General features: G+C 54.9%; 21 protein-coding genes. 14 read left to right on the top strand and 7 right to left on the bottom strand.

Features of this window, described 5'->3' with window-relative positions; genetic code table 11:
- The first annotated feature begins 3 nt into the window (after nucleotides 1-3).
- From H616_RS0107855 to H616_RS0107840, 4 genes are all read left to right on the top strand, one after another.
- Nucleotides 4-987 (top strand): alpha-L-glutamate ligase-like protein, encoded by a 984-nt coding sequence (locus H616_RS0107855; protein ID WP_027966870.1) that lies wholly within the window; start codon nucleotides 4-6, stop codon nucleotides 985-987.
- Nucleotides 988-1,072: 85 nt separating this feature from the next.
- Entirely contained in the window at nucleotides 1,073-1,513 is a 441-nt protein-coding gene (hisI, locus tag H616_RS0107850) for a phosphoribosyl-AMP cyclohydrolase (protein ID WP_027966869.1), read from the top strand.
- A 7-nt stretch (nucleotides 1,514-1,520) separates the two neighbouring features.
- Nucleotides 1,521-1,856, top strand: a complete 336-nt coding sequence (gene yidD, locus H616_RS0107845) for a membrane protein insertion efficiency factor YidD (protein ID WP_027966868.1) — start codon at nucleotides 1,521-1,523, stop codon at nucleotides 1,854-1,856.
- Nucleotides 1,857-1,915: 59 nt separating this feature from the next.
- Nucleotides 1,916-2,128 carry a hypothetical protein gene (locus tag H616_RS0107840; RefSeq protein ID WP_035572746.1) on the top strand — a complete coding sequence of 71 codons (213 nt, stop codon included), beginning with the start codon at nucleotides 1,916-1,918 and terminating at the stop codon, nucleotides 2,126-2,128.
- A gap of 21 nt (nucleotides 2,129-2,149) precedes the next feature.
- Here the strand turns inward: H616_RS0107840 and H616_RS0107835 are convergent, their stop codons facing one another.
- The gene (locus H616_RS0107835) at nucleotides 2,150-2,800 is read right to left on the bottom strand and encodes a DUF938 domain-containing protein (RefSeq protein WP_027966866.1); all 651 of its coding nucleotides are present in this window, start codon (nucleotides 2,798-2,800) and stop codon (nucleotides 2,150-2,152) included.
- 208 nt (nucleotides 2,801-3,008) lie between these two features.
- Between H616_RS0107835 and H616_RS0107830 the strand changes: the two genes are divergently transcribed.
- Together H616_RS0107830 and H616_RS0107825 are read left to right on the top strand one after the other, a co-directional pair.
- Nucleotides 3,009-3,686, top strand: coding sequence for an ankyrin repeat domain-containing protein (locus tag H616_RS0107830; protein ID WP_027966865.1), 678 nt, complete (start codon nucleotides 3,009-3,011; stop codon nucleotides 3,684-3,686).
- The gene (locus tag H616_RS0107825; protein ID WP_027966864.1) at nucleotides 3,683-4,060 is read left to right on the top strand and encodes a hypothetical protein; all 378 of its coding nucleotides are present in this window, start codon (nucleotides 3,683-3,685) and stop codon (nucleotides 4,058-4,060) included. The genes H616_RS0107830 and H616_RS0107825 overlap by 4 nt, the downstream gene beginning before the upstream one ends.
- A gap of 82 nt (nucleotides 4,061-4,142) precedes the next feature.
- On the opposite strand, the gene H616_RS0107820 is transcribed toward H616_RS0107825, so the two are convergent.
- The 3 genes from H616_RS0107820 to H616_RS14490 form a co-directional block, all read right to left on the bottom strand.
- Nucleotides 4,143-4,625, bottom strand: coding sequence for a GlcG/HbpS family heme-binding protein (locus tag H616_RS0107820; protein ID WP_027966863.1), 483 nt, complete (start codon nucleotides 4,623-4,625; stop codon nucleotides 4,143-4,145).
- 62 nt (nucleotides 4,626-4,687) lie between these two features.
- The gene (locus H616_RS14495) at nucleotides 4,688-5,335 is read right to left on the bottom strand and encodes a response regulator transcription factor (protein ID WP_051234086.1); all 648 of its coding nucleotides are present in this window, start codon (nucleotides 5,333-5,335) and stop codon (nucleotides 4,688-4,690) included.
- Complete coding sequence (locus H616_RS14490) at nucleotides 5,332-6,864, bottom strand: sensor histidine kinase (protein WP_169516158.1); 1,533 nt, start codon at nucleotides 6,862-6,864, stop codon at nucleotides 5,332-5,334. Before H616_RS14490 ends, H616_RS14495 begins: the two co-directional genes overlap by 4 nt.
- A gap of 97 nt (nucleotides 6,865-6,961) precedes the next feature.
- On the opposite strand from H616_RS14490, the gene glaH reads away from it, so the two are divergent.
- From glaH to H616_RS0107795, 3 genes are all read left to right on the top strand, one after another.
- Nucleotides 6,962-7,942, top strand: coding sequence for a glutarate dioxygenase GlaH (gene glaH / locus H616_RS0107805; protein ID WP_027966862.1), 981 nt, complete (start codon nucleotides 6,962-6,964; stop codon nucleotides 7,940-7,942).
- Nucleotides 7,943-8,076: 134 nt separating this feature from the next.
- Nucleotides 8,077-9,276, top strand: coding sequence for an L-2-hydroxyglutarate oxidase (gene lhgO / locus H616_RS0107800; protein WP_027966861.1), 1,200 nt, complete (start codon nucleotides 8,077-8,079; stop codon nucleotides 9,274-9,276).
- 143 nt (nucleotides 9,277-9,419) lie between these two features.
- The gene (locus tag H616_RS0107795; RefSeq protein ID WP_027966860.1) at nucleotides 9,420-10,766 is read left to right on the top strand and encodes a Na+/H+ antiporter family protein; all 1,347 of its coding nucleotides are present in this window, start codon (nucleotides 9,420-9,422) and stop codon (nucleotides 10,764-10,766) included.
- 74 nt (nucleotides 10,767-10,840) lie between these two features.
- On the opposite strand, the gene H616_RS0107790 is transcribed toward H616_RS0107795, so the two are convergent.
- Together H616_RS0107790 and hrpB are read right to left on the bottom strand one after the other, a co-directional pair.
- Entirely contained in the window at nucleotides 10,841-11,299 is a 459-nt protein-coding gene (locus tag H616_RS0107790) for a YchJ family protein (RefSeq protein ID WP_027966859.1), read from the bottom strand.
- 67 nt (nucleotides 11,300-11,366) lie between these two features.
- Nucleotides 11,367-13,871, bottom strand: coding sequence for an ATP-dependent helicase HrpB (hrpB, locus tag H616_RS0107785; protein WP_051234082.1), 2,505 nt, complete (start codon nucleotides 13,869-13,871; stop codon nucleotides 11,367-11,369).
- Nucleotides 13,872-14,043: 172 nt separating this feature from the next.
- On the opposite strand from hrpB, the gene H616_RS0107780 reads away from it, so the two are divergent.
- On the top strand, nucleotides 14,044-15,420 hold the full coding sequence (locus tag H616_RS0107780; RefSeq protein ID WP_027966857.1) for an NCS2 family permease: 1,377 nt from the start codon (nucleotides 14,044-14,046) through the stop codon (nucleotides 15,418-15,420).
- A 15-nt stretch (nucleotides 15,421-15,435) separates the two neighbouring features.
- Here H616_RS0107780 and H616_RS0107775 read toward each other — a convergent pair whose 3' ends face one another.
- Nucleotides 15,436-16,140 (bottom strand): TetR/AcrR family transcriptional regulator, encoded by a 705-nt coding sequence (locus H616_RS0107775; protein ID WP_084155777.1) that lies wholly within the window; start codon nucleotides 16,138-16,140, stop codon nucleotides 15,436-15,438.
- Nucleotides 16,141-16,412: 272 nt separating this feature from the next.
- On the opposite strand from H616_RS0107775, the gene xdhA reads away from it, so the two are divergent.
- From xdhA to guaD, 4 genes are read left to right on the top strand one after another with little or no spacing between them, the layout of a single operon-like run.
- Nucleotides 16,413-17,912 carry a xanthine dehydrogenase small subunit gene (xdhA, locus tag H616_RS0107770; protein WP_027966855.1) on the top strand — a complete coding sequence of 500 codons (1,500 nt, stop codon included), beginning with the start codon at nucleotides 16,413-16,415 and terminating at the stop codon, nucleotides 17,910-17,912.
- The gene (gene xdhB, locus H616_RS0107765; RefSeq protein ID WP_027966854.1) at nucleotides 17,896-20,271 is read left to right on the top strand and encodes a xanthine dehydrogenase molybdopterin binding subunit; all 2,376 of its coding nucleotides are present in this window, start codon (nucleotides 17,896-17,898) and stop codon (nucleotides 20,269-20,271) included. Before xdhA ends, xdhB begins: the two co-directional genes overlap by 17 nt.
- Nucleotides 20,271-21,188 carry a xanthine dehydrogenase accessory protein XdhC gene (gene xdhC, locus H616_RS14485; protein ID WP_051234080.1) on the top strand — a complete coding sequence of 306 codons (918 nt, stop codon included), beginning with the start codon at nucleotides 20,271-20,273 and terminating at the stop codon, nucleotides 21,186-21,188. The genes xdhB and xdhC overlap by 1 nt, the downstream gene beginning before the upstream one ends.
- Nucleotides 21,178-22,485 (top strand): guanine deaminase, encoded by a 1,308-nt coding sequence (gene guaD, locus H616_RS0107755; RefSeq protein ID WP_035572745.1) that lies wholly within the window; start codon nucleotides 21,178-21,180, stop codon nucleotides 22,483-22,485. The genes xdhC and guaD overlap by 11 nt, the downstream gene beginning before the upstream one ends.
- Nucleotides 22,486-22,539 lie beyond the last annotated feature (54 nt).

Raw genomic sequence — 22,539 nt, 5'->3', positions numbered from 1 at the left:
GCCATGTGGACTACGCCAGGGCGTTTGCGTGCCAAAGGCATCGTGGGCATGAACCGTCGTAACATTCGCTATATTGGGCGTTACAATTCGCGCTCTTTATATCCGCTGGTTGATGACAAATTAAAAACCAAACTACTGGCTGAGCAGCATGGCATTGCGACACCAGCACTGATTGGTACTATTGCCACACAGTTTGGCATCAAGCAATTGCATCGTATTTTGAGTGGTCATCAAGGCTTTGTCATCAAGCCTGCCAAAGGAAGCGGCGGCAAGGGCATTCTGATCGTTAATGAGGTCAGCGGTGATCGCTACCTCAAACCCAGCGGGCAATCGCTGAGTATTGATGACGTAGAGCGTCACGTCTCTAACATACTTTCTGGGCTATACTCACTGGGCGGCTCACCGGATGTGGCCGTTATAGAGGCGCTAATCAATTTTGATGAGCGTTTTGACAAATACACCTATGAAGGTGTGCCCGATATCCGTGTGATTGTTTTTAAAGGTTACCCTGTGATGGCTATGGTTCGCTTATCGACCGCCGCGTCAGATGGCAAGGCAAACCTGCACCAGGGAGCTGTTGGGGTGGGAATAGACATTGCGACGGGAAAAGCCTTGCGCGGTGTCCAATACGACAGAGCCATCGCCCACCATCCTGACACCGAGCACGAGTTGGCCAGTTTACATATTAGTGGCTGGGAGACCCTGTTAACGCTTGCTGCCAGTTGCTATGAAGTCACCGGCCTGGGCTATTTAGGAACGGATATGGTGTTGGATCGCGAGCTAGGCCCGATGCTTCTTGAGCTCAATGCACGTCCAGGTCTTGCTATCCAAATGGCCAATGGTGAAGGCCTGCGCCCTCGCCTAGACCTCATTGAAAAGCAGCCTGACGAGCTTGATACACAGCAAAGGGTGGCATTTTGTCAGCAGCACTTTGCGCGCAGCCAGCCTGACATACCTGGTCTGTCGAAAACCACTGCCTCGATTTAGGCGGCTAACGCCGCGACATACGAGGTGGCTTGCTTGTTGTCGGGTGCGTAAGATAGCGGTCTAATCCTTTGTTTCTTGGTCAACTATGACTCTCAGCTTCAAAGCGCTGGAAAGCGCACTACCTGACGAAAACGTTACACTCGCTGATATCTTGGATGCTGCCCTTTTCAATGCCGATGGCTTACTCCCTGCCATCGCTCAGCAACACGACAGTGGTGAAGTGCTAATGATGGCTTGGATGAACCGCGACACGCTGGAAGAAACCTTGCGCACCGGCCGAGTTTGTTACTGGTCGCGCTCACGCAACAAACCGTGGCGCAAAGGGGAAACCTCAGGCCAGCAGCAGCATCTGATCAGTGCAGCACTGGACTGTGACGGCGACACACTACTGTTGCAAGTCAATCAAACGGGGCCTGCCTGCCACACAGGGCGGCGAAGCTGCTTTTATATTGACCTACAAGTCAGTGGCGCACGTATTACCAGCGCACCACTGGTTGATCCGGCTACGCTTTATGGCGGAAAATGAAACACCTATGACGGCTTGGTATTTACGCCCTGCTCATTGGCTTAAGCGTGTGATTGCCAGCGTTTTCATCGGCCTGATCCGTCTGTATCAATGGGTTATCAGTCCATTATTGGGCCCACGCTGTCGCTATTGGCCTAGCTGTTCTCATTATGCTGTAGAAGCCTTGCAGGTCCATGGCCCTTGGCGTGGCGGCTGGCTTGCTGTGAAGCGTATTGTTAGCTGCCATCCCAGTTGCGAAGGTGGTATTGATCCAGTGCCTGGAGGACCCAGCGAACAGCTATGCCGAGAAGATCCTGAGCTAGACGAGCACTTTCGCCCTCGCGAGGCCAGCCAGGACGCATGACCATATTTCACCGACGCTTTGTCCATGTTTTTTCTATGCTGCCCTCCAAGGAGCACACCATGCAAAATCCCCCTCGCCGCCTGCTGAAAACCTCTGTGATAGCCCTGCTGTCTCTTCTCATGCTATCAGGCTGTACTACCTATACTTGGGAAGATGGCAGAAAAGAAACCGTATGGGGAGTACCAACCGAAGATGAAACACTCACTGAAAGTGAGCGCCAGAGCCAAGGCGTTGAATACCGTACCCCTGGTGAAATTCCAAAAAAGCGCTAACCCCATATCAATTGACCGAGGCTAGCTGGGCTGACGGCGAAAAACTACGCTCAAATTGTTGGCTGGCATCTCAACCACCTGATCAAGTACCAGGCCGTTTGCTGCAGCCTCGGCTTCAACGCTCTCCAGGTCACGCACGCCCCAGGTAGAATTCCGTGCCTGCAGATCGGCATCGAAGGCCTGATTACTAGGCGCAGTATGCTGCCCTTGACGCCGATACGGCCCATAAAGAAATAACACACCATGACTATTGAGGCGCTTCCCTGCTTGCGCCATCAACGCCTGTGTTACCTGCCAGGGTGAAATATGAATCAGGTTGATAGCTACGATAGCGTCAAACGCAGTGGAGCCCCACTCATCAGACCAAGAAGCCGTTACATCAAGTGCAAGTGGCACAAGAAGGTTATCACTCGGTTTACTTTTTGGCCGTTGTTGTTGCCTGTGGCGCCTCCATGCATCAATAGAAGCCAGTGCTTTTGGCTCAGTATCACTGGGCTGCCACTGCCAGCCGGGCATCTCTTGGGTGAAATACACACCATGCTCACCACTACCACTGGCAAGTTCTAAGACATAAGCATTGGCTGGCAGATACTCACGCAGCACGGCGAGAATTGGTGCACGATTACGTGCCGTAGAAGGACTTTGCAACCGCAAATCATTAACTAATGACATCGTCTTCTACTCGTTGATCTTCAAAGCGTGACTCAGGCCCTTGTTAAGCACTTACCGCCCAACGGCATCCGCAAGTATCTGAGTGATCTCACGCACAAAAGGAGTTTCCGGCTCAGCTTGTTGTTTTCGCACTTATTTTCATTCAAATATTTAATTTCCAAATGATCTGTTTGTCCAGTATTACTCATAGGAAAAACAGGAGAACGTTATGCGCAACCGTTTAATGACACTCTTTACCCTCCCCCTTCTCACAGGACTACTGATTTTGACAACCTCCTTCTGCCTTGGCGGACAGGCTAATCCCTTGATGATTCTTGCTGCTGAAAGCGGCAAGGTGGCTACCGTGCAGGAAATGATCACTGCTGGTGCCCCGCTTGATGCAAGAGATGCCCGCGGGCGAACAGCACTACTTGCTGCAACTCACGCCAACCAAGTCGAGGCCGCGCGCTTACTGATCGAGGCGGGAGCTGATGTCAATGCCAAAGATGACATCAACGATAGCCCCTACCTTTATGCGGGGGCACGAGGACATCGAGAAATATTGCAGATGACACTCTCTCATGGTGCCGATCTGGAAAGCACGAATCGCTATGGTGGCACAGCATTAATCCCAGCAGCAGAGCGGGGCCATGTAGAAACGGTTCGAACCTTGATCAAGGCGGGCTCCGATATTGATCACGTCAATAACCTAGGCTGGACGGCATTACTTGAAGCCATCATCCTCGGTGATGGTGGACTGCATCATATCGAAATTGTCAGGCTGCTGGTTAATGCAGGTGCCGATGTTAACCTCGCCGACAACCAGGGATTCACGCCACTCCAGCATGCGCAACAGCGTAGGTATGCTGAGATTGTGGACATACTTGAACAGGCAGGTGCGCAATGACTGATTATTTATACACTCGTGCACTGACTGCTAGCGGCAAACGTAATGATCTTGCCATGCGTGATGGGTATTTTGTTCCGGTCGATGTGGTTGCTACTAGCGCCAAACGCATCGATCCTGATGGGTTAGTTGTTCTTCCTCCTTTCGTAGATGATCACATTCATCTTGATAAGAGCTTTCTTGGCGATGCGTGGTGGCCTTATGGAAATGGAGATTTATTAGACCGTGCGATGCTGATTGGCTATCGCTCAGGCTTCTATAGTGACCAACAGCTTAGCACCGCTCTTGATATGGTCACGCTAGATTCAGCAAAAGCACCCGCTCGAAAACTGCTGCCAACTCGCCCGTCTATACATTCACGGTTCTTTCAGTAACACATTAAAAATACCAGGGAAAACACGAAGGAAATAAAAAGTCGGCTCCAGAATAAGGAGCCGACGACACGGAGACATAAACTCAGTCAGCGCCGATTGCGTCGAGACCGGCACGAGCACAAGAGGCGTCGATATCACCTGAAGGCGCACCACCGACACCGATACCGCCCACCAATGCACCACCAACACGAATTGGCAGGCCACCTGCCTGAATTACCATCCGGTCATCCATGTCGCGCATTCCATCATTAGCTAGATTACTCCCAATAAAATTGGCTATGCCAGCCGTATCACGCCCCATGCTAGCTGACGTGAAGGCCTTACCTGTGCTGCTGCCTACCGTATGCGGGCCGGCATTATCCGCACGTAACAGCACGTTGGTTTCACCGCTGCGGGCAACAATTGCTACGCTGACATTGTGGCCTTCGGCGGAGCAGGCATTTAATGCCGTTTGCGCTGCGTCTTGCGCCATGCTGAGAGGTAGATAAGGAGTTGTCGGCAGGTCTTGGGCAGCAACGGTAATAGGAAGAAGTAATGCAGCAGCTAGAGTCAGTTTACGAATCATGTGTTTCTCCTTGATTTAATCATTTATTTACAATCCCAAGGCTATACTACACATAAGAATGACTATCGAGTATTCGTAGGTTTTGCAGCACGATCCGTAGTTCTACTGACTCGCCCTGAATCAAGCCATAAGCGTGTCAATTCCGCTGTTGAACGCGTTCCCGCCTTTGCGCCAATAGCCGCGCGATGGCTATCTACGGTGCGGGGTGATAATAAAAGTACATCAGCAATCTCGCGTGTGGTCAGCCCTTTCACCACCATTTCCAGAACCTGAGTTTCTCGCTCGCTTAACTGTGCAAGCACGCTACGCGCTTCATCTGCTTCCGAGGCTTCGCGTTTATACACCTCCAGCTCGGCATGACCTCTTTGAATCGCATCAATTAACTCCTGCTCATCTACGGGCTTCGACAAAAAGTCGATGGCACCGTTGCGAAAAGCACGACGACACGCCTGAATATCGCCATGGCCTGAAATGACGATAGTTGGCCAGTTAACCTGCTGATCATCTAAGGTTTCCTGAAGCTTCAGACCAGAGAGTTGCGGCATCCTGATATCCAGAATTAAACAGCCTGGCTCAAGTGTGCCCACAGAGGCCAAAAAATCATGAGGTGTTGCAAAGCTGTACACCTTGAGGCCGACCGTGCGTAACAACAGTGACAGCCCATCACGCACGGCTTCATCATCGTCAACCAAGTAGACTGGAGGGCTCATTTCAATGATTCCTTATTTTTCTCTACACAGCGAGGCAGCCAGAGGCAAAAGACTGTTTCTGGACGGTCCTCGATCAGGCTTAGCTCGCCGCCCATGTGCTCTGCCAGCCGTTGGCACAGTGCCAACCCCAGCCCAGTACCATCAACTTTTCCCGTAACAAACGGCTCAAATATCCGCGCACGAATGGCATCAGGCACGCCCGACCCACTATCAATGATTTCAAGCATAATACGGGTTTTAGTCATCGCGCTGAGAATCATTACACGGGCCTCAGGGCTGTTCTCAGCGGCCTCGACCGCATTTCGGGTCAAGTTGAAAATAATTTGCTCTAGTGCAATCCGGTCAAGATAAAGTGATACCCCCTGTGTGTGAGCAAGATCCGTCATCAGGCTCACGCCACGCATTTCTAGCTCACGATGCAATAACGCCTCAACGTTCTCTATTGCTTTGTTGAGGGGCACAAGTTCAGCCCGCTCAGCATGCGGCTGCGTCCAGTCGCGCAACCGGTCAAGAATTGCGGCGGCACGCTTGGCCTGCTCCACAATTCGAGAAAAACTCTCCTCCGAGCCCCCCATGTCACCACGTCGTGCCAGATGCCGTCCGGCCTGTGCTTGGCTCAGGATTGCAGTGAGTGGTTGAGTTAACTCGTGTGCCATACCACTAGCCATTTCCCCAAGCGCATTAACGCGGGTGGCATGAGCCAGCTGCGCTTCACTCGCACTTAGCTGCGCTTGCTGTTCTGCTCGGCGTGTTCGCACAAGCTGTCGCCAGCCAAGAAGGGCTAGCAGGTAAAATAATGTCATCCCGAGTGCAACAAGTAATGTGCGATCAGCCGGTAAGAAATCAGTGAGACTGGGGGAAATACCCGCTTCAAAGAGCAACGGCTGTGACCCACTACTCAACGCATGACGAAACGATATCGCAGCCGAGCGACTTCCCTCTCCAATTAGCAAAGTGCCGTCTGGCAAGCGCAAACTGCGTGTCACTGATGGCCGCGCCCAGAAGTCGTTATCAGAAGCTAGCAATCGTTCTGCATCGACGCTAATCGCCAACCCGTAACGCGCCTCAGTAGTATTAGGGCTGCGCTTAATTGCAAGATACTGGCCGTTTGCCTGTGGCAGAGCACGCAACATCAACTCGCCCCTGGATGCGTTTGCAGCAGCAATAACTGTTTCAAAAAACTGGCCTGATTGGGTCGTCAGGTCAGCATCAGCACGATCCAGCGGTACTAAATTAATAGCCGTGATACGAGGATAGAAACGCCGGATGGTATCAGCAACGTTGAGAAACACCCCCTGCTGATTGCCCTTTTCTGCCACAGCAATCGCAGACAGCGAAGTAAGATGCGCATCATGTTGATCAGCCCTCTGCGAAGCTTGGCGATACAGGATGGCTGCCTCGCTCTGTAACTCCATAAACAGCTGCTGCCGTTCAAAGAAAGCCATCGCCGCCAGAGTGGTAGCAAGCAACCCAAGCCATCCAATGATCGCAGCCACAACGCCTTTGTGCTTCATTGTTGTTTTTTTCATAGCCACTACCATCGGATACCCTGCTTAATATTGACGAAAGATAAAAATGTAGATATTTTTAACACAACAACCCTGAACATCGATGGAGTCTCCCCACATGACCGTTTTGACCCAGCTTCCTGAAACCGCTATGCCGCTGCCTGCCAATATTCAAGGTTTTACATTGGCACCATCAGCGCATTCTGATCGCCTGTTACAGCTAACTATCAGCAGCTCGGTCGTTAAGGCGTTTCTTGAAGCAGTGGCTGAGTGGCCGGTACAAGCGCTTGAGTACAAATCAATGTTGCGTTTCCGGGTCGCAAAAATTCTTGATGACCTGTGCGATAACACGCTGCAAGCGGTACTGATCAACACGTTGGTGGATCGTAAAACAGGTGGTTTTCAGGTCGTTCCTGAAGGGCTGAATAGCGTTGAGCAAGCCGATGACATGGTTAAAGTGGCAACCGCTGTAGCGCACTTGATGGGCCGCTCCAACTTTGATGCGATGAGTGGTGAGTATTATGCACGTTTCGTGGTCAAGAACGTAGATAACTCAGACAGTTATTTACGTCAACCACACCGCGTTATGGAACTCCATAACGATGGCACCTTTGTCGAGCAAGATACCGACTACGTTCTGATGATGAAGATCGATGAACAGAACATGGAGGGCGGAAACTCGCTACTCCTCCATCTGGACGACTGGGAGGACCTAGAGCGCTTCTACCGTCATCCGCTGGCGCATCGCCCAATGCGCTGGAGTGTTCCGCCGAGTAAGAATGTAACAAAAGACGTTTATCACGCGGTGTTTGATGTTGATGTCAACGGCCAGCCGATCATGGCCTACATTGATCAGTTTGTGCAGCCCAAAGATTTTGAAGAAGGCAATTGGCTGACAGACCTTTCAGAGTCACTGGAGAGCAGCTCAGCGATTCTGTCAGTGCCAAACCCTGTGGGTAGCTTCCTACTGATTAATAACCACTTCTGGTTACACGGCCGCGATCGCTTCACGGCGCATCCTGATCTTCGCCGTGAGCTGATGCGCCAGCGTGGTTATTTCACCTATGCCAGTACGTTACGTAACCCTAGTCAAGCCTGATGTTAGCAGCGACAGTGCTGTAAATATGCCATGATACGTGCCGCACTTTTGAGGGTGGTACGTATCATTTGGCCATTCTACCCAAGAAATTATCTAATAAATTAACCCCTCTACCCAGCACCTAAAGGCAGCCGATGTACGACTTCATCATCATTGGCGGCGGCATCCTGGGGATGTCTACCGCCATGCAGCTCAAGCAGAACTATCCTGATCGCCGCATGCTGCTGGTAGAAAAGGAAACGGGGCCCGCGCATCATCAAACAGGCCACAATAGCGGTGTAATTCATGCTGGCGTTTATTACACACCAGGTAGCCTCAAGGCTCAGTTCTGCCTGGCGGGAAACCTTGCTACTCGGGAGTTCTGTGATGCTCACGGTGTCGCTTATGACATCTGTGGCAAGTTGCTGGTCGCCACCAGCGACCTAGAAATGCAACGGATGCAGGCGCTGTGGGAGCGTACAGAGGCTAACGGACTAGAGCGTGAGTGGCTCAGTGCTGATGCGTTACGTGAGCGCGAACCGAATATTACGGGAACTGGCGGTATTTTGGTTCCCTCTAGCGGTATCGTCGATTACTCTGCCGTCACTCGTGCCATGGCGACTGAGTTCGAACGTATGGGTGGGGAGATTCGCTATTCTACGGAAGTTACCGGTATTGATGAGCGCCGGCAGGAAGTGATAGTGAGTACCAGTCAAGGCGAATTTACTAGCCGCTACTTGGTATCCTGTTCGGGGCTGATGGCTGACAGAGTTGTACGTATGTTAGGCAAAGACCCTGGCTTTACTATTTGCCCATTCCGTGGCGAGTATTACTTATTGCCAGAACAGCACAACCAAATCGTTAACCATTTGATTTACCCGATTCCCGATCCGTCGATGCCATTCCTTGGTGTACACCTGACACGCATGATTGACGGCACTGTCACTGTTGGCCCCAACGCTGTACTGGCACTTAAGCGCGAAGGCTACCGTCGACGTGATGTGTCGCCACGCGACTTGGCTGGCATGTTGACTAACCCAGGCATTCTCAAAGTGTTGAAAGCGAACTTGAAGCCGGGTCTCGTTGAAATGAAAAACTCGCTGTACAAAAAAGGCTACTTGGAACTGGTACGTAAATATTGCCCGAGCCTGACGCAGGACGACCTCACTCCCTACCCGGCAGGCGTACGCGCCCAAGCAGTCTCTCGCGATGGCAAGCTGGTGGACGACTTCCTGTTCGTCAATACCCCACGCACTATCAATGTTGGAAACGCTCCCTCGCCTGCAGCGACATCCGCCCTGCCAATCGGTGCGCATATCGTCAAGAAGGTGAAGGCGCAAGTTGAAGCCGCCTAATGATTTAGCCATTCGACATATCAGGCTATGCTGGCGCAAAATAGCGTAGGTGTTCCAACACCACTATCGGCCGCGCGACTTCCTTCTGGCTGGAAATCGCGCGGTTTTGTTTGTCTTACCATCCTGTTAGGGGCTTGATTGAAATGAATGCTGTCGTATTGGCCATCCTGGTGATGGTTACCCTGAGTCTTGCTCGGGTTTCTGTGGTTTTTGCGCTGATAGCCGCCAGCTTGGTGGGCGGCCTCTACGCCGGGATGCCGGTTAGCGAGATCATGAGTGCTTTTGAAAGCGGACTGGGTAATGGTGCTACCGTTGCTATTTCGTACGCTGTACTGGGTGCCTTTGCGGTTGCACTGTCACGTTCTGGTATCACTCAACTGCTCTCTAAACGCGCTATTGCAGGGCTACATCTCGATGAAGGTAACCCCAACCGCCGCCTAATCATTCTTACTCTGCTTGGCGTCTTACTGGCTTTTGCCGTGAGCTCTCAGAACCTGATTCCAGTGCACATCGCCTTTATTCCAGTGCTGGTGCCACCGCTTCTTAAACTGATGAATCATCTTGAACTAGACCGCCGTGCCGTGGCCTGTGTTATCACCTTCGGCATTACTGCGCCTTATATGTTATTACCTGTCGGTTTTGGCTCTATTTTTCTTAACGATATTCTACTTGCCAACATTAACAAAAATGGTGCCGAGTTTGGCCTGAACGTCACTGCTGGCATGGTGCCCTTAGCAATGCTGGTACCCATCGGTGGCATGGCGCTAGGACTGATTACTGCCGTATTTTTCAGCTATCGCCGTAAGCGTCATTATGAGGACCGAGAGCTAGCTCATGGGGCTCAACCTCCGACTGAAACCACGCGCACCCTCAAGTCTTGGCAAATGGGCATGATTGCCATTTCACTGCTGGGTACCGTTGCCGTGCAATTATTCAGTGGCTCAATGATTTTGGGCGGTTTATTTGGTTTTGCGTTACTGTCAGTTAGCGGTGTATTCCGCTGGCACGAGCAAGACAACATTTTCACTGAAGGCATGCAGATGATGACGTTAGTGGGTTTCATCATGATCGCAGCGGCGGGTTTCGCCAGCGTAATGCAAGCTAGCGGAGAAGTTGAAACCTTAGTGACCAGCTCCACTGACCTGATTGGCGATAACAAAGGCTTGGCAGCATTAATTATGCTATTAGTGGGCTTATTTATTACCATGGGTATCGGCTCGTCTTTTTCGACAATTCCGATTATCGCTTCGTTATACGTCCCTCTGGCAATCGGCTTTGATTTCTCTCCGATGGCCACTATCGCACTGGTGGGTGCCGCAGCAGCCTTGGGCGATGCAGGCTCTCCTGCCTCTGATTCAACTCTAGGCCCAACCGCAGGCCTTAACGCTGATGGTCAGCATGACCATATTTGGGACAGCGTGGTACCCACCTTCTTGCACTACAACATTCCGCTGATTGCTTTCGGTTGGTTGGCCGCCATGACGCTTTAGTCACGCTTTGCAGGCACTATCTGCAAGTACCACCGGTAAGCACGAATGACCGAGCGAATGGCTCGGTCATTTTTTTAGCAGCAACAGCGCTTTGCTTTACGCCCGCTACCGCACGGGCAATCTGCGTTGCGCCCTGGCTTAAGCGACACAACGGCTGTTTCGCCGTCGACATACAACCAGCGCCCTGCTGTGCGAATGAAGCTTGAATCTTCTTCCAGAGCATTCCAGCGATTATTCTCGCGAAAAATTGCCCGAAAATGCACTTGGCCTGCATCGTCCTGTTGTTGGCTGCTGAGAATCTCTAATCGCACCCATTCCGTTAAGCTATCATCCAACAGGCTGGCTGGACGCTGATCGGGATGCCACGTTTCCAACACGTAGTCACTCAAGCCCAATGCAAAGGCACTGAAACGTGAGCGCATTAACGCTTCCGGCGTGGGCGCTGGCTCACCATTATGGTAGCGCCCACAGCAAGCCGCGAGAGGTAGCCCGCTACTGCAAGGGCAATTTTCAGGTGCTGTTACGTTTGGCATCGAGAGTGTCACCAAGTCAATGATCAATCGGTAATGAGTGGCTGTTTTGCACGTGTCACCAGCGTGACTATCGCCGTGGCTTGACGCTGGCGGTGGCCGTGGCGCTCAGCGGATCTTCCGGCCAAGGATGTCTGGGGTAGCGGCCGCGCATGTCCTTACGCACCTCGATGTAGCCGTTGGCCCAAAAACTGGCTAGATCACGGGTGACTTGAAGTGGCCTGCGCGCTGGTGATAACAGGTGTACCAATGGGGCCACCCGCCCTTCTGCCAGTGTTGGCACGTCTTGCCAGCCAAACAGCTCTTGCAACTTTACAGCAAGCACCGGAATGTCGTCCGTATAGTCAAGCGCAACCCGAGAACCGCTAGGCACCTGCAGATGAGTCGGCGCCAGCGTATCGAGCTGAGAGCGCAGCGACCAGTCCAGGCGATTTAGCAACACACGAGATAGCGGCAATTTAGCGATATCATCAATGCTCTGCAGGCCAGCTACGTGCGGGCCTAGCCAGAAGTCCAGGTCAGTAAGTAATGAGGCGTCTGACCAGTCCGGCCAACGCTCCCCAAGTTCGCGGCGCAGTAATGCCACGCGACCACGCAGTTGCTCGCCTTCGGTGTCGAAAGGCAGTCGCTGACGCCGCTCAAGGGCATCAATCAACGCTTGGCGTACCACCTCAGGAGGTTTGCCACGCAGTGGCCGGCGCGCCAATATCACCGCGCCTAACCCTTGGCGCTGCTCACCGACCAGACACCCCTGATCGTCATCCCAGACTAAGTGATCACGCCAGGTCAATGCTTCCGGAAAACACTCAACCAAGCTCTGATGGCTTAATGGCGTCGCGCGATAAATACGTCCCCCGCCGTCCCTTCCATCCAACGCTATCGCAATAATCAACTCGGCACGTGCCAGAGAGCTGCGCGCATCTAGCGTTGCCTTAGCGCCACTTACCAACCGAAACTCACCAGGTGAGATGTGTTGGGCTATTCGCTCTGGCCAGGCCATCGCCAGCAGTTGGCTGATATACGCCGAATCGTGCGGTAAATCGACCTGAGCCAAGCGCACATTTCTGACGCCAGCTGGCATCAATTTCAACAGGCGCTCTGCCTCGCGACGCCAATGTTGAAAGTCATTGGGCCGAGCTAGGTGTTTTCTCAGTGCGTCCAGCGGATCCTGTTCGCCACCGGCATCTCGGACATCAAGCCACGCCACCAAACAACACGCCAGCGCGGCAATATTCGCGCCCAGCTCGGATGCCTGACTCAGCAGCAAGGCCGAACGAGGCGATGCTGGCCAACGCTCACAACGATGCCCCAGCGGTGTCAGATGGCCATGCTCGTCAAGCAAGCCGAGCCGAGCGAGCAGCTTCTGGCCCGCCTTCATGGCCCCTATCGGCGGTGGGGTAATCCACTGCAATGCTTGCGGCTCGGTAATACCCCAACGTGCCAACTCAAAAGCAAGTGACGACAAATCGGCTTGTAAGATTTCCGGCTCGCGGTCTGCCGGCAGCGGTTGCTCCTCGCCCCACAACCTATAGCACACACCGGGCCCCAGACGCCCTGCCCGACCACGCCGCTGGTCGGCACTGGCACGATTGATACGCCGCGTTTCGAGCCGAGTCAGACCACTGCGCGGCTGATACACGGCCAGCCGCTCGCGACCGGCATCAATGACCACGCCCACGCCGTCCACGGTAACGCTGGACTCGACAATCGCGGTAGACAGCACGACTCGGCGTTGAGCATCACTCACGGGGCGGAGTACCCTGCGTTGTTCGGCCAGCGACTGACGGCCATGCAGTTCGCCAACGACAGGCGCAGACGCAAGTCCTGAAAAACGGCTGGCCAGAGCACTTTTCAGACGGCGGATCTCGCCGACACCCGGCAGAATCACCAGCACGTCTCCGCTGTCCTTCGCCAGTGCTTCGGCAATCACCTCGGCCTGATGCGCCACTGGATCACGCCCCGCCGCCTCGCGGTAGCGGGTTTCTACCGGAAACTGGCGACCGGGACAGTCAACCACCGGCGTGTCTTCGCCAAGCACCGCGGTAAGCGAGGCCACATCGAGGGTCGCCGACATCACCAGCAAGCGCAGGTCATCGCGCACGGTCTGGGCATCGAGTGCCAACGCTAAGCCCAGGTCCGCCTCTAAGCTGCGTTCGTGAAACTCGTCGAAAATGATTCCAGCGATGCCTTCCAGCAGAGGATCATCTTGCAACATGCGCGTTAGCACCCCCTGAGTGACAACCTCAAGGCGCGTATTCGCACTCACTCGGGTTTCACCGCGCATACGATAACCTACCGTTTCCCCCAAGGCTTCTCCCAGCTGCTCGGCCATGAACCCAGCCGCTAAGCGAGCGGCAACGCGGCGCGGCTCCAACAGCAATAGCTTTTTCCCCTGACACCAGGGCGCGTTAAGTAGCGCTAGGGGCACGCGTGTTGTTTTCCCTGCTCCAGGCTCGGCTACCAACAATGCCTGCGAAAACGAGTTCAGTGCGGCAAGAATATCAGCCAGCTGCGCCTCAATTGGCAGCGCGGCGGCTTGTTGCCTGTCCGAGGTATTTTGCCCAGCGTCAGCCATCTTCGTCTCTTTGCCCACATTGCCGATACTTGTATGGATTCTTTCCATCTCGGTTCTTGCTATCTCTCGCCAGTGATTCTACGCTTAGCCCCTCATCCTGACCAAGCGGTCAAGATATAGCGATTCAAGTTTTCCATGACAACACCCCACAACAACAACAGGGTTAAATGGCATGCAACAGACAACGACACACCCCGAAGGGCGTTCACCCGCGGCTGCGCCAGACCCACAGAATCAGCACTTTCTTGACCGCTGGTTTGGCGTTACTCGGCGTGGCTCCACACTGAGAACCGAACTGCTGGCAGGCGTCGCTACCTTCCTGGCCGGCATGTATATCATCGTGGTTAACCCGGCGGTACTTTCTGCCGCGGGCATCCCTTTTACCTCGGCACTGTCAGCCACCGTGCTGATCAGCTTTTTAAGCAGCCTGGCCATGGGGCTTTATGCGCGCAACCCCATTTTGGTGGCACCGGGCATGGGCATGAATGCACTGTTCACCTATACCCTGGTGCTGGGTGCCGGCCTGTCCTGGGAAGTGGCGCTGGGCTGCGTATTCTGGTCGGGGGTGATGTTTGCAGTACTTGCCATGTTTAACGTCCGCGAAGCCGTCATCGACGCCATCCCTGCCTCGCTGCGCTATGCCATTACCTGTGGTATCGGGCTGTTCATCACCTTTATCGGGTTGCAAAATGCCGGTTTCATCGTTGGCAGCAATGCCACTCTGGTGTCACTGGGCACCATCGACGCTCAGCTGACCACCTTTTTCATTGGCTTGGTTGCCACAGCCATTTTCGTGATTCAGCGCTTCAACGGCGCGCTCATCATGGGTATTGCGCTGACCACCCTGCTGGCCGCCCCTATGGGCCACCTATGGGGCGATGAAGTCGTCGTCGCCTGGAGCGGCCTAGCCGCCTGGCCCGACTTTGGAGCAGTGATGCAGGTCGATATCCTTGGCGCGCTCAAGGTGGCTTATCTGCCGTTTATTTTCGTCATGTTGTTCACCAATTTTTTCGATGCGTTGTCGTGCTTCATGGCGCTGTCCGAGTCGGCGGGCGATAGCCTCAAAGATAAGAACGGCAATCCGCGCAACCTCAAACGCTCGATGACAGTCGATGCTTTTGCCTCGATGATTGCGGCACCGCTGGGCACCAGCGCCGCACAGACGTTCATCGAGTCCGGTGCAGGGGTGGCTCAGGGCGGACGGACGGGATTAGTGGCAGTGGTCATCGCCCTGCTTTTCTTGCCGTTCCTGTTTCTGTCACCGCTGTTATCGCTGGTACCGAGTATTGCCACAGCGCCTGCGCTGGTCATGGTTGGGCTATTCATGATGGCACCAATAAGCAAGATCGACTGGACCCACTTTGACCAAGCATTCCCAGCGTTTCTGGCCATCATCCTGATGCCACTGACCTATTCGATCACTCTTGGAATCGCCTTCGGCTTCATGACCTTTGTGCTGATCAAAACCCTGACCGGCAGAATATCGGAGATCAAACCGGCGATGTGGATTACTGCGGCACTCTGCGTCGTGATGCTGGCAACCACCTGAACCCTGCCTAAACGCTCATTGGCTCAGCTCGACAGCCTTCACGCCGCAGCCTTTGAGCACCATGCGGGTCAAAAAGCGGGTAATGTCTTCTAGGTCATCATCGCTGAGCGCATCGCGGTCGGTGATGCCTAACACTTGAGCTTCGAAGTCTGCGTAGTGCTGGGTCGATGACCAGATCAAAAAGATCAGCCACACCGGATCGACCGGGTCCATTAGGCCGCGGTCGGCCCATGCCTTGAACACCGCCGAACGGCTCAACACCCAATCACGCAGTTCACCGCGCAAATATTCCTGGAGAAAAGGAGCGCCGCCCAGAATCTCACTGGCAAACAGTCGTGAGCTTTCAGGGTGCTGGCGCGAAATTTGCATCTTGGAGCGGATAAAGGCCGACAGCACCTCAGCGGGATCATCATCGGCCGAGATGTTGTCAAGCATGACGTTCCAGCGCGTCATAGTACGCTCCAGCAGACGCACATAGAGCTTGCGCTTGCTGCCGACGTAATACAGCAGATTAGACTTGGGCATCCCCGCTTGCTCGGCGATTTGCTGCAGGCTGGTACCGCGATAGCCGTGCTGCGCAAATATCCGCTCTGCTGCCGCCAGGATGGCGCGCTCATTGCGCTGACGGATGACGCCGCCGCTTTCCTGCTCAACGCTGTGCCCATTATCTGGCTCGCTTTGTTGCTCATTCTGCACGCCATGCCGCCTTGCCTTGTCCATGAGCCCTCGCCTGGAGACCGTTATATCAGGCAGAAATTTTGCCTGAGAGCCCGTGTTCAAGCAATTCAGACGCCTCCCCTGCCTCGGTATTCTCGCGTTTTTTGTTTGGTACTTTACTTCGCACAAGCCACTTGGCCCCGCGTGAAAAATAGATGGCAGTAGTTTGGCAATAAAAAAATAACGCTAGACTTGCGAAAACTGACCACATGGTCAAGAATTAAAGATAACGGACTTCCTCGGCCAACAAACACAACGACAACACGGAGACGGCCATGATCGACTTCTACCTGAATGGCAGGCGACAACAGTGTGCCGATGTGCCCGCTGAGACCAGCCTACTTGAGCTATTGCGGCTTCATCTGGGTAAAACCGGCACGAAAGAAGGTTGTGCATCGGGCGATTGTGGCGCCTGCACCGTGGCCATCGGCGAGCTGGATGCTCAGGGTGAGCTTGAGTATCGCAGTGCCAACGCTTGCATCCTGCCTGCACATCAAGTGGCCAGCTGCCATCTGGTGACTGTGGAAGGATTGGCACGCAGTGACACCCCGCATTCCGCCCAGCCACACTCTTCCCAACTACACCCAGCCCAGGCTGCCATGGTCGACCACCATGGCAGCCAGTGCGGCTTTTGCACACCTGGCATCGTGATGTCGCTATTTACCCTGTATGAGCAGCAGCGCCGCACGCGCGCCCCGCTCACTCAGCAACATCTGGAGCAAGCGCTGGGCGGCAACCTGTGCCGCTGCACCGGCTATCGCCCGATCCGCGATGCCGCGCTGGCGATGGGTGACTATCCAGACTTCCAGCTGGCCTGGGCCGATAATACTGAGCTGGCTGATAATCTTGCCGGCTTGCGCTCTGATGCCTACGTTGCACCGCAAAACTATGCCATGCCGCAAGATATTGCCGCACTGCGTGAGATGAAACGCCTGCGGCCCAGAGCGAAACTGGTCGCCGGTGGTACTGATTTATGGTTGGAGACGACCCAGCGCCTCGAGACACTGGACGATATCATCGATGTACATCAGGTCGCTGAACTCAGAACCATCGATGAAACCGCCGGTGGCTGGTGGATCGGTGCTGCCATTACGTTAGCGGAGTTATCGCCGCTGTTCTCTGAACATTTCCCCGCTTTTGAGCACTTGCTGCACCGTTTCGCTTCGTCTCAGATCCGCAACCGCGGCACGCTGGGCGGTAACATTGCTAACGCGTCACCAATTGGTGATGGCCCGCCGGTGCTACTGGCACTAGGAGCACGTCTGCGTTTAGATGGGCCCGAGGGAGCACGCGAGTTACCATTAGAGGACTTTTTCCTCGATTACCGTAAGACAGCATTGGCCGAGCACGAATTCATCGCCGCGATATTCATACCTCACCCTTCAGCAGGCCGTAATCTCAAACACAATCTCAAAATTTGGAAGCTGTCTAAGCGCAGAGAGGATGACATCTCAGCGGTGCTCGGGGCCTTCGCCTGGCGTATTGAAGAAGGCGTACTACGTGATGTGCGCCTGGCTTTTGGTGGCATGGCCGCCATTCCACTACGAGCCACCGCCACCGAAGCCACGCTTGAAGGTCGCGCACCCGACAGCGCCGCCTTTGCTGCCGCCCGTCAACAGCTAGGCGAAGAACTCACGCCAATGAACGATGTGCGTGGTAGCGCCGAGTATCGCCGCACAGCCGCCAGCAACCTACTTGAACGGCTGCGCCTAATGATTGAGGCAGATAACAACCACTCAGCGATCAAGGTGACTCTCGATGCGTACGCTCACTAAGCTTGATCCGTCCTCTGGCCCGGCTCATGACAAAAAGAGTGCTGCCAACCATTCTCATGCTCACGAAAGCGCTATCAAGCATGTCACCGGCCGTGCAGACTACATTGATGACTTACCTGCGCCGGCGAACCTTCTGCATGTCGCCGTTGGTCTATCGACAGTGGCTCACGGCCGCCTTCATCATTTGAACCTCGATAAAGTGAGAGCTGCAGCCGGTGTCATCGACGTGATCAGCGTTGCTGATGTGCCCGGCCACACGGATATCGGCCCAGTGTTTGCCGGTGACCCGCTCTTTGTCGACGACGAAATCAGCTATGTCGGCCAGTGCCTGTTTGCCGTAGCCGCCGAAAGCGAAAAAGCCGCCCGCCGTGCGATCACGCTGGCTGACATTGATATTCGCGAAGGTACGCCCAGTTTCGACCCGCTGGACGCCGTTGAGCGCGGCAACTTGGTGCGCCCTACCCATGTTCAACAGCGCGGCGACTGGCAGCAGGCACTGGATCAGGCAGCACACGTATTTGAGGGTGAGCAATTCGTCGGTGGTCAAGAGCATTTTTATCTTGAGGGGCAAGCCTGCCTGGTGGCACCCAGCGAAGACGAGGGCGTAATTGTTTACACCTCGAACCAACACCCCAGTGAAACCCAAACGCTGGTTGCTGAGGTACTGGGGATCTCACTTCATGCCGTCACTGTAGAAAACCGGCGTATGGGCGGCGGTTTTGGTGGCAAAGAAACTCAAGCATCGCCCTGGGCCTGTATTGCCGCGATTATTGCTCGACGCACCGGCCGTGCGGCTAAACTGCGCCTGCCTCGCCGTGATGACATGCACGCCACCGGCAAGCGCCATCCATTCCATAACCGCTATCGACTCGGCGTAGATGACCAGGGCGTGCTGCTGGGCGGCGAGATTACCGTGGTGGGCGACTGCGGACATTCGCCGGACTTGTCTGACGCCATTGTCGACCGCGCCATGTTTCACTCGGATAACGCCTACTCGCTGGGCTCTGCCAGAGTCACCGGGCACCGTGCGCGTACCCACAAGGCATCGAATACCGCCTTTCGTGGTTTTGGCGGCCCCCAAGGCATGATGATCATCGAACAGGCCATGGACGACATCGCCCGTCGCCTCGGTCAAGACCCTCTGACCATTCGCAAACGCAACCTCTATCGCCAGGGGCGTGACATAACCCATTACGGCCAGCGTGTGGAGCAGCTGTCGTTGCTGTCGGACCTCATCAGTCAGCTTGAAGACAGCAGTGATTATTGGGCTCGCCGTACAGCGATTAACGCGTTCAACGCGCAAAGCCCGATCATCAAAAAAGGGCTCGCACTAACGCCAGTAAAGTTCGGTATTTCTTTTACTCTACAGCACCTCAACCAGGCCGGTGCCCTGCTACTCGTCTACACCGACGGTAGCGTGATGATCAATCACGGCGGCACCGAAATGGGGCAGGGGCTGCACACCAAGATCTGCCAAGTAGTCGCTCGCGAGCTGGGGCTAGAAATGACCGAGGTGCGCATCAGCGCCACTCGCACCGACAAGGTGCCCAACACCTCACCCACTGCCGCCTCCAGTGGTGCCGACCTCAACGGCCAGGCAGCACGAGATGCAGCCAGCAAGCTGCGCGAGCGACTGTTCGACTTTGCTGCGACACACTTTGATCAAAACAATGGCGGGTTAGACCGAGAAGCCATGCGGCTTGAAAACGGCCATCTTGTCGCTGGCATCGATGAAAGTGAACAGCGCATTGCCTGGGGTGAGCTGATTCAGGCAGCTTACAGGGGAAGGGTGTCGTTGTCTGAGAAAGGCTTTTATGCCACACCGCTGATTCATTACGATCGCCATGCGGCTAAAGGCCGACCGTTTTATTACTTTAGCCACGGCGCAGCGGTGTCTGAAGTCGAGATCGATACGCTTACCGGCGAATACCGGCTCACTCGCACCGATATCCTGCACGATGTTGGCGACTCGCTAAACCCAGCGATTGATACAGGCCAGGTAGAAGGCGCTTTTATTCAGGGAATGGGTTGGCTGACCAGCGAAGAACTCACTTGGAACGATGCTGGCCGCCTGACATCTGACGGCCCCTCCACTTACAAGATACCGGCTTTTGGCGATTTGCCACCGGTGTTTAACGTCAAACTCCTCGAGGGGCACCCTAACTCTCAAGCCAGCATCTACCGCTCCAAGGCCGTGGGTGAGCCACCTTTCATGCTGGGTATTTCCGTGTGGTCGGCGTTGCGTGATGCCTTATCAAGCCTTACCGACTACCGCACTTGCCCACCGTTAGACACGCCAGCTACCCCCGAACGTGTGCTGATGACTATTGAGCGGTTGAAAACCGAGGGCCCAGGCTAATGAGCATTCAAACCTGGCATGAAGCGCTACATCAACTGCAACGCGATGGCCGCCCTCATGCACTAGCCACCGTGGTAGCGGCAGCAGGTTCGACACCTAGAGAGCCCGGCGCGCGCATGATAATCACTACTGACATCAGCATTGATACCCTGGGTGGAGGCCACTTTGAAGAGCAAGTGATCGAAACAGCTCAGCTCTGGCTGGCCAGCGGAGAAGCAGGACTACGGCTGGAGGACTTTCCTCTAGGCGGACGTTCCGGCCAGTGCTGCGGCGGCCACGTGCAGGTGCTGATCGAACTGTTCCCTGCGGCAGAGATGCAGGTGGCGCTGTTCGGTGCCGGACACGTGGGACGCGCCCTGGCCCAGGTGCTCGCTCCCCTGCCATGGCGTATCGACTGGCTCGACAGCCGCCGCGATGGTTTTCCGGAGACACCTGCCGTCGAGCGCCAGTCTCGTCACAGCTATACACCCGACGAATCAGGTATTAAACAGACTGTCGCAAAGTTGGCACCGGGCTCCCATGTATTGATCATGACCCATGACCATGCCCTGGATCGCGCCCTGCTCGATGCGCTACTGGGCCGCGACGATCTTGCCTCACTGGGCGTGATTGGCTCGGATTCCAAGTGGGCCAGCTTTCGGCGTCGGCTGAGAGACGCCGGACACAGCGACGAACGGCTAGCCAAGGTTCGCTGCCCAATTGGCGTTCCCGGCGCAATTGGCAAGCGGCCTTACGAAATTGCCTTGGCGGTGGCCGCTGAGCTTCTAACGTTGAAAACCTCACTGGTAACACAGGTACCCACCGCCAGTCGGCGCGGGCTCGACCCAGCGCTGCTGCGCGGCCTGCTCAATCAGGCACCGGCATTTACACCTTCTTCTCACGAATCACCTGCCTATGGAGTCAAGCATGACGGATAACCGCTATCTGCTGCGCGGCGAAGTGCTTAGTTTTACCGACGATCCTGGCGAGGGCGATACGCCTGCGCCCAGTAGCATTAACCATTACTTAGACGGCGCGTTATTTATTGAAAACGGCTGCGTCAAAGACATTGGGCACTATCAAGAAGTGGTGAAGCATGCGCCAGCCAACATCCAGCATGTCGATTATCGCGGTAAATTGCTGATGCCTGGTTTTATCGATCCGCATATACACTATGCCCAGCTTGATATCATGGCGTCTTATGGCCGCCAACTGCTGGACTGGCTCAACGAGTACACCTTTCCCGAGGAGTGCCGCTTCTCCCAGCGAGCTTATGCTGACGAGGTCGCCAGCGCCTTTCTTGATCAGCTAATTGACGCGGGTACCACCACAGCACAGGTATTCTGCACGTCACACCCTAATTCGGTAGATGCCTTTTTCTCCGCGTCACAGCGCCGTGGAATGCGTATGTTAGCGGGTAAAGTTCTGATGGACCGCCATGGGCCCGAAGCGCTGCTTGACCCGCTTGGCGGCGGTATCATAGAAAGTGAGCGCCTGATCGCCGACTGGCACGACCGAGACAGGCTAAGCTACAGCCTGACGCCACGCTTTGCGCCAACCTCCAGCCGCGAACAACTCGATGCCACGGGTGGCGTATTACGCAACGCACCCGAGCTGTACTTGCAAACACATTTGTCAGAAAACGCGGGAGAAATCGCCTGGGTAGCCGAGCTATTCCCAGACTGTCAGGACTATCTGGCAGTCTACGAGCATTTCGACCTCGTTGGTCCACGCAGCACCTTTGCTCACGGCATCCATCTGGACCAAAATATGCGCCGCCGACTGGCAGAGCGCGGGGCAAATATCGCGTTCTGCCCCAGCTCCAACCTATTTTTAGGTAGCGGGTTATTCGATCGACTGGCCTGCCGCGACGCTGGGCTAAAAATCAGCTTGGCCAGCGATATTGGTGCCGGAACGGAACTTTCCGGGCTGGGAAGCCTAAAGGCTGCTTACCAGGTCGGTCAGCTGCTGGGCCAACCGCTCACCGCCTGGCAAGGTTTTTATCAACTCACGCTGGGTAATGCTCGTGCTCTACACCTGCATCATGCTATCGGGCATTTTGCACCCGGCAGCGAAGCAGACCTTGTGGTACTGGATCCCGCTGCCACGCCACTGCTCAAACGTCGCACCGCTCGCACTGAAAGCCTAGCTGAACGGCTATTTGCGCTGATGATTCTAGGCGACGAGCGCGCCGTGCATGCGACTTGGATTAATGGCCAAGAATATCAGGGCTAGACCACTCCTCTTCGCTATGTCACATCCCAGTGTGGCATAGCGCCTTCAGAGCAG

Source organism: Halomonas halocynthiae DSM 14573 (assembly GCF_000425725.1).
Taxonomy (GTDB): domain Bacteria; phylum Pseudomonadota; class Gammaproteobacteria; order Pseudomonadales; family Halomonadaceae; genus Halomonas; species Halomonas halocynthiae.
Note: the sequence above shows the minus strand (reverse complement) of the source record. Positions and strands in the feature narration are given on the sequence as shown.

Coding starts and splice junctions, on each gene's coding strand:
- H616_RS0107855 (WP_027966870.1), top strand. CDS start 4: ATGTGGACTACGCCAGGGCGTTTGCGTGCCAAAGGCATCGTGGGCATG.
- hisI (WP_027966869.1), top strand. CDS start 1,073: ATGACTCTCAGCTTCAAAGCGCTGGAAAGCGCACTACCTGACGAAAAC.
- yidD (WP_027966868.1), top strand. CDS start 1,521: ATGACGGCTTGGTATTTACGCCCTGCTCATTGGCTTAAGCGTGTGATT.
- H616_RS0107840 (WP_035572746.1), top strand. CDS start 1,916: ATGCAAAATCCCCCTCGCCGCCTGCTGAAAACCTCTGTGATAGCCCTG.
- H616_RS0107835 (WP_027966866.1), bottom strand. CDS start 2,800: ATGTCATTAGTTAATGATTTGCGGTTGCAAAGTCCTTCTACGGCACGT.
- H616_RS0107830 (WP_027966865.1), top strand. CDS start 3,009: ATGCGCAACCGTTTAATGACACTCTTTACCCTCCCCCTTCTCACAGGA.
- H616_RS0107825 (WP_027966864.1), top strand. CDS start 3,683: ATGACTGATTATTTATACACTCGTGCACTGACTGCTAGCGGCAAACGT.
- H616_RS0107820 (WP_027966863.1), bottom strand. CDS start 4,625: ATGATTCGTAAACTGACTCTAGCTGCTGCATTACTTCTTCCTATTACC.
- H616_RS14495 (WP_051234086.1), bottom strand. CDS start 5,335: ATGAGCCCTCCAGTCTACTTGGTTGACGATGATGAAGCCGTGCGTGAT.
- H616_RS14490 (WP_169516158.1), bottom strand. CDS start 6,864: ATGAAAAAAACAACAATGAAGCACAAAGGCGTTGTGGCTGCGATCATT.
- glaH (WP_027966862.1), top strand. CDS start 6,962: ATGACCGTTTTGACCCAGCTTCCTGAAACCGCTATGCCGCTGCCTGCC.
- lhgO (WP_027966861.1), top strand. CDS start 8,077: ATGTACGACTTCATCATCATTGGCGGCGGCATCCTGGGGATGTCTACC.
- H616_RS0107795 (WP_027966860.1), top strand. CDS start 9,420: ATGAATGCTGTCGTATTGGCCATCCTGGTGATGGTTACCCTGAGTCTT.
- H616_RS0107790 (WP_027966859.1), bottom strand. CDS start 11,299: ATGCCAAACGTAACAGCACCTGAAAATTGCCCTTGCAGTAGCGGGCTA.
- hrpB (WP_051234082.1), bottom strand. CDS start 13,871: ATGGCTGACGCTGGGCAAAATACCTCGGACAGGCAACAAGCCGCCGCG.
- H616_RS0107780 (WP_027966857.1), top strand. CDS start 14,044: ATGCAACAGACAACGACACACCCCGAAGGGCGTTCACCCGCGGCTGCG.
- H616_RS0107775 (WP_084155777.1), bottom strand. CDS start 16,140: ATGGACAAGGCAAGGCGGCATGGCGTGCAGAATGAGCAACAAAGCGAG.
- xdhA (WP_027966855.1), top strand. CDS start 16,413: ATGATCGACTTCTACCTGAATGGCAGGCGACAACAGTGTGCCGATGTG.
- xdhB (WP_027966854.1), top strand. CDS start 17,896: ATGCGTACGCTCACTAAGCTTGATCCGTCCTCTGGCCCGGCTCATGAC.
- xdhC (WP_051234080.1), top strand. CDS start 20,271: ATGAGCATTCAAACCTGGCATGAAGCGCTACATCAACTGCAACGCGAT.
- guaD (WP_035572745.1), top strand. CDS start 21,178: ATGACGGATAACCGCTATCTGCTGCGCGGCGAAGTGCTTAGTTTTACC.